Annotated in this window: 8 protein-coding genes and 2 pseudogenes; 5 read left to right on the top strand and 5 right to left on the bottom strand. The window is 32.4% G+C overall.

Annotated features, from left to right (window positions below; translation table 11 throughout):
- Positions 1-289: 289 nt before the first annotated feature.
- Positions 290-1,291, top strand: a complete 1,002-nt coding sequence (locus Q3V31_RS29705; protein ID WP_329767644.1) for a DUF418 domain-containing protein — start codon at positions 290-292, stop codon at positions 1,289-1,291.
- A gap of 787 nt (positions 1,292-2,078) precedes the next feature.
- Here the strand turns inward: Q3V31_RS29705 and Q3V31_RS29700 are convergent.
- Positions 2,079-2,786 (bottom strand): IS6 family transposase, encoded by a 708-nt coding sequence (locus Q3V31_RS29700; RefSeq protein WP_329767643.1) that lies wholly within the window; start codon positions 2,784-2,786, stop codon positions 2,079-2,081.
- Positions 2,787-2,865: 79 nt separating this feature from the next.
- Here Q3V31_RS29700 and Q3V31_RS29695 point away from each other — a divergent pair.
- The 4 genes and pseudogenes from Q3V31_RS29695 to Q3V31_RS29680 form a co-directional block, all read left to right on the top strand.
- Positions 2,866-4,191 (top strand): annotated as a pseudogene (locus Q3V31_RS29695) (spore germination protein); the annotation flags it as partial.
- Positions 4,178-5,281 (top strand): GerAB/ArcD/ProY family transporter, encoded by a 1,104-nt coding sequence (locus tag Q3V31_RS29690; protein ID WP_000527377.1) that lies wholly within the window; start codon positions 4,178-4,180, stop codon positions 5,279-5,281. The pseudogene Q3V31_RS29695 and the gene Q3V31_RS29690, both read left to right, overlap by 14 nt.
- Positions 5,278-6,405 (top strand): Ger(x)C family spore germination protein, encoded by a 1,128-nt coding sequence (locus Q3V31_RS29685; RefSeq protein WP_000619973.1) that lies wholly within the window; start codon positions 5,278-5,280, stop codon positions 6,403-6,405. The genes Q3V31_RS29690 and Q3V31_RS29685 overlap by 4 nt, the downstream gene beginning before the upstream one ends.
- Before the next feature lie 423 nt (positions 6,406-6,828).
- Positions 6,829-7,305: pseudogene (locus Q3V31_RS29680) on the top strand (DUF1796 family putative cysteine peptidase); the annotation flags it as partial.
- A 66-nt stretch (positions 7,306-7,371) separates the two neighbouring features.
- On the opposite strand, the gene Q3V31_RS29675 reads toward Q3V31_RS29680, so the two are convergent.
- From Q3V31_RS29675 to Q3V31_RS29660, 4 genes are all read right to left on the bottom strand, one after another.
- Positions 7,372-7,707, bottom strand: a complete 336-nt coding sequence (locus tag Q3V31_RS29675; RefSeq protein WP_088010143.1) for a hypothetical protein — start codon at positions 7,705-7,707, stop codon at positions 7,372-7,374.
- A gap of 1,534 nt (positions 7,708-9,241) precedes the next feature.
- Positions 9,242-9,790 (bottom strand): fascin domain-containing protein, encoded by a 549-nt coding sequence (locus tag Q3V31_RS29670; protein ID WP_000819431.1) that lies wholly within the window; start codon positions 9,788-9,790, stop codon positions 9,242-9,244.
- 323 nt (positions 9,791-10,113) lie between these two features.
- Positions 10,114-12,837, bottom strand: coding sequence for a putative mucin/carbohydrate-binding domain-containing protein (locus Q3V31_RS29665; RefSeq protein WP_001019980.1), 2,724 nt, complete (start codon positions 12,835-12,837; stop codon positions 10,114-10,116).
- Between the two features lie 104 nt (positions 12,838-12,941).
- Positions 12,942-15,308: a putative mucin/carbohydrate-binding domain-containing protein gene (locus tag Q3V31_RS29660; RefSeq protein WP_329767642.1), complete on the bottom strand. Its 2,367-nt coding sequence runs from the start codon at positions 15,306-15,308 to the stop codon at positions 12,942-12,944.
- Between the last annotated feature and the right edge of the window lie 112 nt (positions 15,309-15,420).

The raw sequence follows: 15,420 nt of genomic DNA, 5'->3' as shown, positions 1-15,420 counted from the left end.
GATAACTCTTGTTTTTGATGCATATTCATAAAAAGCACGTCACCCTTTCTCATTAACATAAGAAAATAGTAACGTGCTTTTAACTTCAAAAATAGTCTAAATCCTTAAGTTGATGGATGTGTGGTGCTACCCTATATGCATCTCGTTAACCGATGAAAAGAAGATGATTCATCGGTTTTTTCTTTGGAATCTTACAAACTTGTTAGATAAATGTTAGGGAAATCGATAGGAAAAATCGTATGAAATATGTACATTGTATGTAGGTCAAAACTAAAAGGAGAAGAGAATTATGATACAAAATCAACGTATTGAAATAATTGATTATATACGAGGGTTTGCGTTTATAGGTATTACTTTTACCAATATATTTCAAAACATTAGCATGGTGAGTACAGATGCCAATCCTTCTGTTAGCTCTTTCATCTACACTTTCATGGTATCAAAATTTATTTATATATTTATGTTTCTTCTAGGCTTATCTTCTGCATTATTAATGTCAAATTTAAAGAGGAGGGGTGAAAAGGCAAATTTAATATATATCCGGCGTTTTAGTACGCTGTTATTAATTGGTATTACATGTACATTTGTAGGGATTCCTGCCGGTGCATTATTTATTATGTATGCAATTTATGGACTAATAGGATTTATATTTCAGCGTATGCCACCGATGATTAACATTGTCGTTTTTATCGCTATTGCGATATTGACTTGGTTCACACGTAACATGGTTTTAATTGAAGGTGAATCAATTAATAATCAAGTTGTATCTTTAGTAAGCATGTTAAGCGGGTTTTCAATGGTTATTTTAGGGATATTTTTAGGACAAGTATCTTTTTTCAATCACCTACAAAGATGTAAGGGATTACTTGTAACAGGTGTAGTCCTCCTATTCTTTTTAACATACTATTCTTATGACTGGATGAATAATTTTAATTCTTTAGTAATGAGCCTATTGTATATCGTTTGCTTTAGCATTTTAAGTATGAATATCAATGTAAGACGTACGTTTTCATTTTTAATAGCATTTGGCAGAATGTCTATGTCAAACTTTATTGTGCACACATCGTTTGTTTATTTCTATTTAGAAAATGGAAAATTATCATTCTTAACCTATTTAGGTATCGGTCTATTCCTTATTGTTTTACAAATTATTTATAGTAATATATGGTTAAAGTACTTCAGAATGGGACCTGTAGAATGGATATGGCGTATGGGGATATATTGGAAGAAAATAAGGATTTTTGGTTCCGTTGCAAAGAATTCTAAGTTTAGTGAAAACAAAACCTGTTAAAGAAGTTTGTGGGAAATTAAATTATAAGATTGAACTAGAATCTTAGATATGTAAGGGGACAAAAGTTAGAATGGTATTCCCGTATGCATTTCGTTAACCGATGAAAGAAAGATGATTCATCGGTTTTTTCTTTTGCATCTTACAAATTTGTTAGAGGGGTAGGGCCCCATCACCATCAAGCTAAGAAAAGAAAATACCCCAAAAACGAAAAAATAAGCTATTTTCTGTCAAAAATACACGAAATTTTCATCCTGGGGGTGTTATAAAATTCTTAAGTTGATGGGAATGTGACGCTACCCCATTTCTAACTTTTTTACGGATCCACATGTATTTTTAAAATATACAGTTGTTAACTGCCATTATTATGGAATAGGTTTTATTGTTAGTTCATATGTTTTCCGTATTGGCAAGTATATTGCGATAGCTAATAAAGTTAAAGCTCCTAGTTTTTTAAAACAAAAAGCGAATAAATAAGCATAAAAAAAAGACACCCTAAGGTGCCTTCCTCCGACTTGATAACCACTTTAATTTTAATAATATGTATTGGGCTCCCATCTAAATATTATTTTACCATATCAAATTATCTCAGCTGTACCCCTTACTGATTCGTTGCACAAAACCAACATCACTAGCAAAATCTCGTAAGAAATTTGGAGATAAGAAGTTTTGAATTTCTTGAGCAAATAATTGTAATTCGTCAGATAAAGAAATAGACAGACAAAAAGATTCTGGTGCAAAAATAAAATATAGGAGAATAAAGCACATATATTCCTAACGGAATCGTATCTTATGCTGCAAGTCCAAACAATTGATGGATGAATTTTTTCTGGTTTTGGACAGACTGGTCCCGTAAATCAAGCTGCTCTTTTTTAATCATATGCATGGCTTCTACTCCGGAAAGAATAGATGTAGCTGTGTCAAAACATTTGAACCCTAGCATAGAACGGATTCGCTTCTTTATAAAGCGATGATCTTGTTCTACTATGTTATTCAAGTACTTTTGTTGTCTAAGTTGCATACCATCAGGTATGCTTTTTTCTTTTTTCAACTGTTCAATTGCTATAGGATAAGCCGGGTTCTTATCGACTGTTATAACACGTGGCTTTGAAACATGAAAAGACCGCAAAGCTTTCTTGAAAAAGCGCTTTGCAGCCTTCTGGTCTCTTGTTTTGTTTAAGAAAAAATCAATTGTGTTTCCTTTCGAATCAACAGCACGATAAAGATACATCCATTGAACTTTTACTTTGATATATGTTTCATCGACTCTCCAAGAGTCATTTGTTTGTTTGAGGTGACGGCGGATTCGTTTGTCCAATTCAGGACCATACTGATGAACCCAACGCATAATCGTTGTATGAGAAATGGATAAACCCCGTTCTTCTAGCATTTCCACCAAATCACGAAAACTGAGGTTGTACCGTAGGTACCATCTTACCGTTAACAAAATAATATCAGGCTGATAATGCTTCCATTTGAATACATTTTCCTTTTCCATACCAATCACGCACCCTTTTTAAAGTAATAGTAACAGTATGTCCAAGATTTATAGATTCATTGCAATTGTCCTTAAGTTTTTGCACCAGAACCTTGCATTAAAAGCCAATGTTGTTACACCATTATTACAAGAAGTAAATGAAGACAGTCAAATATTTAATTCTAATATTATTGCTACTCATACCAAAATAGTATATACATGGAATGAAATTAAAGAGGGATTACTTGAGGGTCAATGTGTACTGTTTATGGAGGGAGAAAAGCGGTCACTTCTAATAAATACAAAAGGCTGGGCAGAGAGAGCCATTCAAGAACCAATTTCAGAAGTTACTATTAAAGGATCACATGATGGATTTATTGAAAATGCCACAAAAAACATAGGACTTATTCGTCGATATATTCCTTCTACAGAGTTAAAAATCAAAAAGCTGACGATTGGAGAACGGGCCACTTCTGTTGTTTATTTAATTTATTTAGGTGACGTTGCGAATCCAGATGTAGTTCAAGAAATAGAAAACAGAATCTGTAGAATTAAAACGGATGCGGTATTGAGCATCGGGGAACTATCTAATTATACAAAAGATCAAAATTGGACTCCTTTTCCACAGGCTTATTTAAGCGAACGCCCAGACGCCATTTCAAATCATATCCTTGATGGAAAAATAGCAGTATTAGTTGATAGATCTCCTGGCGCGATGATTGTCCCAATGAATTTAATTGGATTTTTTCAGACTCCAGATGACTATAATATACATTGGCTCATTGCATCGTTTTTTCGTTTATTACGATTTGCAGGATTTATTATAGCTATTTTTTTACCCGCAATTTATATTGCTATCGTCTCTTTTCACTTTGAAATCATTCCTTTAGATTTATACACTTCTATTGCAACGTCAAGAGTCAAAGTCCCTTTCTCTCCCTTACTGGAAGCTTTTATAATGGAAATCACACTAGAAATGCTACGTGAAGCTGGTATTCGCTTACCACAGCCAATAGGACAAACAATTGGAATTGTTGGAGGGATTGTAATTGGGCAGGCGGCTGTTCAGGCTGGTCTTGTGAGTAACGTTATGGTTATTATCGTATCTATTACTGCCATTGCATCTTTTATTGTTTCTAATTACGATTTATCAAGTTCTATACGCCTTATTCGTTTTCCAATGATGTTATTGGCATATTTTTATGGCATTGTAGGTATTGTTAGTGGATTAATGCTCTTATTTGCTCATTTTGTTTCGCTAACTTCCTATGGTTCACCATACGGATTGCCAATCGCACCATTTCGTCCCCAAGAGCTAAAAGATTCATTTGTAAGATTTCCTATTTCTATGATTACCACCCGCTCGAGTACAGGGCAGCCGAAACAAAAAAAGAAAAAAGAAGGTAGTTCGCATGGGGAATCTTAAATTCCAAAACATAACCTTATTTGAATTTATTGTTTTCATTCATTCACTGCAACTAGCCTCAGGTATGTTAATTATGCCAAGCCCACTTGCTACTACCGCTGGCACAGATGGCTGGATTTCTATCATTTTGGGTTGGATAACCACTTCTATAATTGGCGTATTTATTATATTAATGTTACAAAAAAACCCTAACAAAAATTTCTCACAGATTTTAAAAACATACTTTGGTAAATGGCTAGGTACAATTCTTTTTCTTTTATATGCTTTTTATCTATTTTTTGCTGGTTTTAATACTTTATTAAAGGCAACTGATATTGTAAAAGTGTGGATATTCCCTTCCACTCCTGCTTATCAAATCACCATATTATTACTATTGCCTTTTATTATTTTAGTCCTGAGTGGGTTAAGGGCTCTTATTAGTTATTCTATGCTTGTTTTCTTCTTCACTACTTGGATGCCACTATTTCTTCTTTTTTCATTAAAGAGTATGTATGCTCCTTTACACCTACTTCCTATTTTTAAAGATGGCTTATACCCTATTGTAAAGGCAACGAAAGAAACCATTACCCCTTATGCCGGCTTAGAAATTGCATATTATATATATCCGTTCTTACAAAAAAAACAACAAGCTATAAAGGGAATACTAATTGCGAATACTGGAACCATGTTTTTATATCTATATGTGACTATTCTTTCTTATATATACTTTAGTCCGGAGGGGATAAAAGACGTAATTTGGCCAGTATTTCATCTGTTAAAAGGAGTTCGTTTTTCTTTCATAGAACGATTAGAAATTATATATATCGCTTACTATTTAATTGTATTTTCCACTACAATATATCCATATTTATTTTTCAGTTTTGAGTCTGTGACCATTTCACTTCAAAAAAACGCTCGCAATTGGGCGCTGGTTGGTTTTATGGTATTAATAGTAGGCTTATTTATTTTTCTAAATCCCAATGTGGATCAATATTTATTTATATATTCTCTTATGGATATCTTAAATATCATTTTCTTTATTCTATTACCAATCTTATTTTTCGCTTACAGCATTCTTTTTGCTTGGGTTACTAGGAGGAAACAACTTTGATTCGAAAATGGATATGGATTGTAATTTGTTGTATATGTTTAATTGGTTGTAGTCAGAGAATTCCTCTTGAGAAGGTTTCATTAATCCTATTAATTGGCTTGGATAGAGCCCCTAATGGAGACATAAAAGTTGGCACAAGCATCCCACTCTTTCATCATAAACAGCAACAAAGTACTATAGAGCAATGGACCCAGGCATCAACTGTATATAATGGCTTCAGTAAGATAGATACAAAGTTAACGGGCTATATGACAGCCTCCAAAGCTGAAATCATTTTAATTGGGAAAAAATTGGCGCGAGAATCAAATTGGTTGCAGGAACTTGATTCTTCTTACCGTGATCCTTACGCTACCATTAATGCTAAAGTAGTACTTGTAGATGGACCTGTAGAAGAAATTTTTACAATTAATAAGCCAGATAAACCATCACTACCATCTTATATAAGTAGTGTAATCGAATCCTCCATTCAAAATAATCAATCCGTTTCTTCTACGATTCAACAATTAACGAGAGAACAAAATGAAGAAGGAATGACACAAATTGTTCCAGTTATCAAAAAAACAAAGAATGAAATTGACACGATAGGAATTGCACTTTTCGATCGACAAGGAAAATATTTAACTCGTATCCCTAAAAAAGATGTTAAGTTCTTCAATCTTATAAATAAGTCAAAAAATACAGGCCGGATGATACTACACCTTGCGCTTCCTCCTAAAAAGTCCAACAAAAAAACAAACACTTCTATCTTGATACAAAATGCGAAAAGGAAGATAGATGTTAATTTTAAAAACGGAAAGTTTGTATTTAATCTCCAAATAAATGCTAATGTAGCTTTAATAGAAAAAACCAATGCGAATTTAATTAAGGAGCATTATGATAATAAAAAAAATATAAATAATTTAGAAAACGCTATCGAAAAAGAAATTAATAAGGAATTACAAAATATGTTGGATGAAATACAGCAGAATAAAATTGATCCAATCGGATTATCCCTATATGCTAGAGCTTTTCAATATAAACAGTGGAAAAAACGAAAAGAAGATTGGTTGCAAGCGTTAGCAGAGGCTAAAATAAATGTAAAGACACATGTCAAAATAAAGGATACTGGGACCATTAGAAATTAAACTACTCTATTCTTCTGCTTAAAAGTATTTCTAAGTGGGTTTTCCCTCTTCAATATTTACCATGTAAAAGGTGCTAATTCAAAGAAAACTCTACTCGTTAAATGCTAACCAATAGGGTTTTCTTTTTTTATCTAAGTATTCTTTTAGAAAGACAACAATTTTACTACAGTAATCAAGGACTGGTTTCTAATTTAAGTTACTGGAGAGTAAATAACTCTGGTGCAATATCCCTACCAGCTTTCATTCCAATAGCAACTCTATGATATAACGTTAAAGATAAAATCCCTTAACTTAGGTATCTTAACTTTTAAAGTTTATACAAATCTTAGCTCTATGTACTTTGATATGTAGGTCCACATCAATATGTTATTGCATCATATACTGAACAGATAATTTAAATTACTTTTAAAAAGGAGGCTGAGCATGAACCTAGAAGATATACAAAAATCCTATAGCGTAATCGTAAGTTTAGGTGGATTATGTCAAGTACCAATCAAATCAAAAGACATCATTTAAGAACATTTTCTGGACCTCTAGATTGGTTTTATTATCCATCACTTTCAGATGTAAACAGATTACTTCAAAATCGATTTGAAAAATTTATGAAGTTAGAAAAAATGGTCATAGAAGGTTCAGAAAGTTACGGTCTTATTGAATCAGAATTTGATAATCAAACTAAATGGGCAGAACGAATTACCTACTGTATAAAGGACACTTATTATAATTGTTTTTCAATGCATGATTTTCCTATTAATTCAGAAAAGGATTGGAAATCAACCTATCCTTCTTTTAAAGCTAAATTGGACACTAGAATTAATCGATTCCTTGAAAAAAATAAATAGTAGTGAATCCATTTTATTCATTAGAATTTGGGGAAATCGAGATGAAGCGGTTGAATTATAAAACGCATTATCTGAAATTACAAATTTAAAAAGAATTCCGCCTACTAACACCTTTTTGTTGCACCTATTCATTTATTTCAATATAATACTTTTCCATCTCGTATATGCAATAGACAATGATAGCTAAACTCCAACTGACACCATAATAATTATGTGTGTAGAAGTCATATCCCGCCTTAATACCTTTCTCTATTACAACCAATGTAAATCCTAAAGCCACCCATTTGTTAATTTTCATTTTAATAAACGTTAAAGAGATCATTATTAAAAATAAAATATTTGTAAGATGATTTATCATTAGCTCATATTTTTGAATATATACTGCCATTATACAAGCAACGATATTAGTCGCAATGCCAAAGGCAACCAACGCTCCCCAAATCCTGTCCGAAAGTCCCACTCCTTAGTCAGTCCCTTCCAAAATAAATATCCTTTTCTTTAATTCGTTTCTACACCCTATTCAAGGTATGCTAAATTATCCTTGTCTGATGAATATCTATTTATCTTTTCATATAGAGCAAACAAAATCTTTACTCATAATTTTTTCTTTATTAGGCAAACTAAGTCTAAGCCGTTTGAACTAGCGGCTTCACTCTTCTGGTAATGGGATAGCACAATTTATTGAATTGACTAACTCATTCAACCCACTGGCACCGGCAGGCAACAAAATAGTTGTCTGCCATATTCATGTATACTTTTTCTAATTTCATTACAAATCAAGTGTGTACTGTACTAATTTCAAAAAGAACGGAATTTCATTTTTGAAAATGTAAAAAAGATAAGGTCCTGTCTACTTTTGGTATAGAACTTTTTCTTTTCACATATACTATTTTTAAACCTGTTTACCAATACGTGTCCTATTAGTGTTTTGAATTCCTCCTAAAAGGGGCGGCAGATACGACTGCATGCCCTTTTTATTTACGTTGCTGTTCTATATTCAATAAAACAATTAAAAACTAAAAATGTGATATTACATATTTTTTTCAGTTAAGATTATGTTAAGATTTACTTTGTAGTCGAATTATGGTTTCGTATCTAATTAAGCAATATGTGAACTGTTTACCTAAAGAAAAGACACCCAAAAGGTGTCTTTTCTTCTTTTAATCTAAAAAATATTTTCCTCTTCAGTAAGATCCAATTATCCCTCTAATCTAAACCTCATATTTAGAAGCAATTTAATCAAGGTATTCAAGAGTTTTCGCCTATTTCAATATGCCTATAGTTTAATTTCAAATCACATTTCCAGCACTATATTTGCTTTCTTACAGATTTTCTATCTTGTTCTTAATTCTGTCAAAATCCTCATGTAGCTATACAAAGAATTTATGCCATTATGATGCTAAGAAACTATGCGTTCCCTTAACCCTGTATTTTTACAGGGTCTTTGTTTATTTTATTTACTTTTATTGGCTTATAAGATTTAATACCCAACCAATTTCAATTAAAACCATTTAAATGTTAGTTAGAATTTGAAATAATATATCTATTAGCTTTTTTAACAAATAAAATCTAATATTAAATTTCTAAATGTATACTGTACTAAATGCCAGTTAACACTATATACATAGTGTTAACTATATTGATTGAATATTAGTAATAGTAAGTATAAACATTATCAATTTACTATATCTTACATTTATGTAAAAATAGATGTATGTTAAGCTTATTCAAAATCTTTCCCCTAATAAAGATTTGAAGTAGCATTTCATGATTCTCCTTACTGTTAATATGCCTTGAAAAAGAACCCTATAGGGTTCTTTTTCTTTTCATTATAACCTCAATAAGTCCTTATTTAACATGCAAAAAGGACAGCTAATTACTTGCAGCCCTTTTACACGTTAATATACACTTGTATTAAATACTTAACACTTTCTTGTATTAGGCATTTATACAAACTAAACATGCCATTATTTAGATATATAACACTTCAAAGTTTAGAAGTATACAATAACAAATCTTTCCCAACTTCCAGCTACATAACTAGTAGCTGTTAATTCTCTACCACCATTTGCTGATATATATCTACCATTACTTAGTGCTTGTAATACATATATCCTATTATCCCCACCATTATATAAGATAAATTTTTCCCATGCCCCAATTGATGTACGATCTGCTACTACTCTACCATTTGGCTCAAACGAAACATACTTCCCATTACTTTTAGCTTTTAAAGCGTACGTATATAATTCCCCAGTCGGAATTAATTCAAATTTCTCCCATTCATTAACTGCATTACGATTTGCTATTACATTTCCCAAAGGCTCAGCAGAAACATATTGTAAATTTGCTGCCTGTATAGCAACTGTCCAACTTCCATTAAATAAATTCACGCCTTTTAGTGAACCTGCTTTTGATAGATTTGCTGCCGATACATCATTCGATGGTGTAATCATCAATATCATTAAAACCATCGGCAACATCATTAAAACTAACTTTTTTGAGATTGTATTACCACTTGCACGTGTTATGAACCTCTTCATTCCCATTCCTCCCTTAATATACATAGAACTCATATACATCATACCGAATATGTAAAATATTGTAACATAAGAGAGGTTTTATCAATAAATACCTTACTATTCTGTTTCTTTTTTCTCAAATCTATAGCACTTAAACATTTATCAATTCTCAAGCACATTTTTAAAATTTTTCCCCCTGATAAACAAATGTAGCAGTTGATGGCAAGGAGGGTATATACAAAAGAGAGAGTATTTTCATTTCACTTTTCTTTAAATAAAAGCCAAATAGCCGTTCATAATGAACGACTATTTGCATCTAACTAATAATTAGAAGGTTCTTCATGTTAATCTATTTTGTTTAATCCCGTTGAAGTAACTTGATAGGTTCTTTTTTTGCCTATATATTCTTGTTTATTATTCTCAAGGTTAATAAGTGTAGCGCGTGTCTTTTCCTTTACTGCTTCCCCTTCTATATGGGTAAACTCAATGTAATCTCCCGCTTTTACGGGCACCGTTTGGATTTCAGCAGTTTGTTGTCTGTTTCCCACTATTTCCTTATTATACACAACACTACCGGTTGAATTCTTTACTGTAATACTTGCATACGTATTATTAAAGTAAGAATGTGGTACGCCTGCTTCTAAATTCACCTGCATTTTCTCTGTTGTCCTATTATAATCAACTTTTGCGATTTCTCTATCACTATATCCTTTTAAAGACCACCCAAAATGATTTCCATCTAAAACCGTTGTTTCTGGCATTTTTTCTACTTTCTTCAAGCCTTCTTTTGTAACTTCGTACATGACTTTTTTTCCAAAGCTTTCTTGTTTACTGCTGTCTACATTTATTAAAGTAGCTCTATGCACACCTTCTAGGTGTGTCAACTCAATATAATCTCCTACTTTAACTGGAACTTTTTGCGATTCAGCATTTTGTTGTTTGTTTCCATAAATGTCTTTATTGTATACTACTTTCCCTGTTGCATTTTGTACTTTAATACTCGCATACGTTTCATTAAAATAATGATGCGGTACGCCTGCTTTTAAGTCGATTTGCATTTCTTCTGTCGACTTATTAAAATTAACTTTTGCAAACTCGAAATCACTAATTCCTTTTAGTGACCATGCAAATTGATTTCCATCTAAAATTGTTGCTTCGGGTATTTTTTCTGCTTTCTTCAGACCTTCCTTTGTAACTTGGTATATTGCTTTTTTTCCAAAGCTTTCTTGTTTACTATTACCTACATTTGTTAAAGTAGCTCTATGAATACCTTCTAGATGTGTTAATTCAATATAGTCTCCTACTTTGACTGGAACTCTTTGCGATTCGGCATTTTGTTGTTTGTTTCCATAAATGTCTTTATTGTATACTACTTTTCCTGTTGCATTTTGTACTTTAATACTCGCATACGTTTCATTAAAATAATGATGCGGTACGCCTGCTTTTAAGTCGATTTGCATTTCTTCTGTTGACTTATTGAAATTAATTTTTGCAAACTCGAAATCACTAATTCCTTTTAGTGACCATGCAAACTGGTTTCCTTCTAAAATACTAGAAGAGTTCGGGATATCTGAATTAAAACCTAAGTTATCTAATATAGATTTTAGATCAGGTAAAACACCTATTCTATCATTCCACGGATCTTGAGATTTTGTTCCTGTATTCGGATTACTTAAGATATTTCTTAATTCGGCTGGTGTATAAGGAGAACCTCGATGTTCTTTAGCAATACCTTGAATCGAAGTTGCTGCTCCAGCAATAATTGGTGAAGCACTTGATGTTCCACTAAATGTTGATGTATATAAATTTGTAGTATTTTGACTTGGATTTGCTGATGTTGTATCAACATTTTCTCCCCATCCATATACATCTAATCGACTTCCATAATTTGAAAACCATAAACGTTTATGTGGAACAGTTGATGATCCCGCCCCAACCATAATAGCACCTGAATCCTTGAAGTCTGGACTATTTCGATTTAAGATTTTTTTCCCATTACGATCTTTAAAATTATCTAAGTCGTTTGAACCATTTGCGCCAGCTTCTATAATAATAATCCCTTTATCTGCACCAACACGAATTGCATCAAAAATATCTGGATGTACTTCTACAGGTAAATATTTATCCCCATATCCATCATACGAAGCTTGTGCCTCTAATAAAAGAATATCTCCCGTTTGTAAATTATGTACAGCACTTAAAATAGCATCCGCTGTATTATAAATTCCATTATCCCTAATCTGGGATATTACTTTTACATTTGCTTTTGGTGCAATTCCAATATTTCCAATTTGATTATCTTCAGATGAAACAATTCCTAATACAGAAGTACCATGAGCTCTATGCTGGCTTATATTTTGTCCCGACATAAGCTTAATATTTTTATTAACTAAATCCTCATGGTTCAATAACCATCCATATTCCATATCCACAAAAGTTGTATCCTTCCCGTCACCACCTTTAATGCTCCAAGCATGCGAGGCATTAATTCCCTTTGGTGCCGCTTCAAGATATCCTTGATTTTTAAATCTAGGATCATCGTGCGGATTAACAGATAAATTTGGTAACTGTATTTCAGGGGGTGTCAAAATTTGTTTTTCTTGTATATAAGCCTCCTCTACAAGAGGAGATGTTTCAAATTTTTTTAGTAATAATTCTATTTCTATGTTATTAGGAGCTTGTACAATATAATAATTTAATAAATTATTAGCTGATTCATTAGCAACTGATTTAGATTGTACTGATAATTTTTCAATCTCTATCGGATTTACAGATGAGAACAGACGATTCAAAGTAAGTTCTGTATTTTCGGAAAATAACTTCTTTAAATTGTTATCATAATCCCCATTTTTTATTCGTTTCTCAATACCATCTTCATAAGGTAAGTCAATTTGATTTTTAAACTTTACAATTAATCTTTCTTCCTGTGAATCTCTTTCTTTGTATGTGACATTATAAGATTCAGCGTAAACTTTATTATGAATACTATCATTTTGTAGGATTAGATCTGTTCCTACAAATGTGGTCATTGCAATTGATGAAATTAGAAACCCTTTGAATATGTTCATACTATACCCGCCAATCTATATTCTCTTGAGAATTTTTTAATGCGTATAATGGTTAAGATTTTTATATAATATATAAATCTATAATTTAACTTTCGTAGTGAAATCTATGACTTTATTAATAATCCCATAGAGGTAACCTGATATATCCTTTTCTTTCCCATATACTCCTGCTTACTATTCTCAAGATTAGTAAGTGTGGCGCGTGTCTTTTCCTTTTGTGCTTCTCCCTCTATATGAGTAAACTCAATACAATCTCCTACTTTGACTGAAACGGTTTGGCTCTCAGCATCTTGTTGTCTATTTCCTATAATTTCTTTATTGTACAAAATATTACCGGATAAATTCTGGACTTTAATGCTTGCATACGTATTAGTAAAATAAGAATGGGGTATACCCGCTTCTAATTTAAGCTGCATTTTTTCTGTTGCTTTGTTATATTCTATTTTCGCGATTTCTCGATCATTATATCCCTTTAGTGACCAAGCGAATTGATTTCCATCTAAAACCGTTGTTTCTGGCATTTTCTCTACTTTCTTCAAGCCTTCTTTTGTAACTTGATATCTTGCTGTTTTTCCAATGGTTTCATTTTTGTTATTTTCAAGGTTAATTAAAGTTGCTCGCGTTTTTTCCTTTGTTGCTTCTCCTTCTATATGGGTAAATTCAATGTAATCCCCTACCTTGACGGGCACATTTTGGCTTTCAGCATTTTGTTGTTTATTTCCCACGATTTCCTTATTGTACAGAACGTTACCAGAAGAATTCTGGACCTTAATACTCGCATACGTACTAGCAAAATAGGAATGTGGTACACCTGCTTCTAGTTTTACCTTCATCTCTTCTACCGTTTTATCATAATCTACTTTTGCAATTTCTCTATCACTATATCCTTTTAATGACCAGGCAAACTTGTTTCCTTCTAAAATTGTTGCTTCTGGCATTTTTTCTACTTTCTTCAGGCCTTCCTTTGTAACTTCGTATATGGCTTTTTTTCCAAAGCTCCCTTGTTTACTATTATCTACATTTGTAAGAGTAGCTCTATGTACACCTTCTAGATGTGTTAACTCTATATAATCGCCTACTTTGACTGGAACTTTTTGCGATTCAGCATTTTGCTGTTTGTTTCCATAAATCTCTTTGTTATAGACCACTTTACCTGATGTGTTTTGCACTTTAATACTTGCATATGTACTATCAAAGTAGTCATGTGGTACACCTGCTTTTAGATCAATTTGCATTTCTTCTGTTGATTTATTTAAATTTACTTTCGCAAATTCAAAATCTCCAATCCCTTTCAGCGACCATGCAAATTCATTACCTTCAAAAATGTTTGGAGACTCATTTTTGATTTGTACCTTTTTCTCAACAGTTTGATCAAATATATCCGTTAATACAATTTTTGCATAAGCATTTGTTGGTAATGATATAGATTGACTGATTCCATTTTGATAAGATTTAATATCATCAATTACGTTAATAGGTTGGCCCGTCATATTTTCATTGTTATAAATTTCAATTTTCCCCTTAAATTGCGGTGTACTATTTTCTTTTAGTTTCCAAGATACATTTAATTTTTCATTTTCATAATATATAGATTGGATATCAAAATCTAGTTTTCCTATTTCAGGTTGAGTAGGTTGATTTAGCGTGAATATTTTTCCTGACCCAATAGTAGACTGCGTATTACCTCCTGCTTTGACCCATACATATTCTGAAGTAGATCCTCCATCATATTGATAAGTATTATCATGCGTTCCAGAAATACTTTGATTATTCCAAGAACTCCATTGTTTATCAACTAATTTTCGGCTATAACCATTTTTCAGGCGCGCTTCTCGAACATTCTGTCCACTATCAGCCCAGTCTTCTTGAAACATTCCTAATCCATGATTAAATGCAACATTAGCAACCGGAAAGTCCATAATTGCAATTTGATGCCATTTATTCTTTGTTACATCTTTCATCCATTGTCCAAATTTAGTATGACCATTTTCTTGCCATGAACGCATTGTCATTGTGTACCAATTGTAGTCTTTCCAACCATAAGTTGTTTGAACCTTCATTCCTGTTCCTTCTCCTCCAAAGGGTCCAGCTTGCGAATTCGGAGATAAGTATTCGGCCTTTATTGCTTCTTTAGAGGAAATTGGATCCCATAAGGCAAAATGTAAAGTACGTTTTCCATTTTCATCAAACCCACTTTGTTGTTGAAAACCAGCATATCCTCCAGCTTCACCACCTGCATTCCAGTTGTGTACAGCCCAGTACGTATAAGGTGGTGTCTGAACCGGTGACCAGTCTATACTAATAATATCTGAGGCAGGTATATTTTGGGGACTCACATAAACTGCTGGAGCAGCTGAATGTGTTGCAGCTTTAGTGTGCAAAATAGACGTTTCAAACATAGAAAACATGCTACATGCTGCGGTCATTATAATAACTTTATTAAATCTTTTCTTCGTTTTCTGACTAATCACTAATCTACATCCTTTTCTAATTTTTATTATTGAATAATAACTTAGTAGAGAAATCTATCAAAATTCAAGCAACATCCAGTAAATCTTTAAAATACTGCCCCAATTTTATGTT

The organism is Bacillus nitratireducens, assembly GCF_036320425.1.
GTDB classification, from domain to species: Bacteria; Bacillota; Bacilli; order Bacillales; family Bacillaceae_G; genus Bacillus_A; species Bacillus_A nitratireducens.
This window is presented reverse-complemented; position numbering and strand designations above follow the sequence as displayed.

Excerpts from the sequence above, each read along its gene's own strand:
- Q3V31_RS29705 (WP_329767644.1), top strand. The coding sequence starts at position 290 with ATGATACAAAATCAACGTATTGAAATAATTGATTATATACGAGGGTTT.
- Q3V31_RS29700 (WP_329767643.1), bottom strand. The coding sequence starts at position 2,786 with ATGGAAAAGGAAAATGTATTCAAATGGAAGCATTATCAGCCTGATATT.
- Q3V31_RS29690 (WP_000527377.1), top strand. The coding sequence starts at position 4,178 with ATGGGGAATCTTAAATTCCAAAACATAACCTTATTTGAATTTATTGTT.
- Q3V31_RS29670 (WP_000819431.1), bottom strand. The coding sequence starts at position 9,790 with ATGAAGAGGTTCATAACACGTGCAAGTGGTAATACAATCTCAAAAAAG.
- Q3V31_RS29665 (WP_001019980.1), bottom strand. The coding sequence starts at position 12,837 with ATGAACATATTCAAAGGGTTTCTAATTTCATCAATTGCAATGACCACA.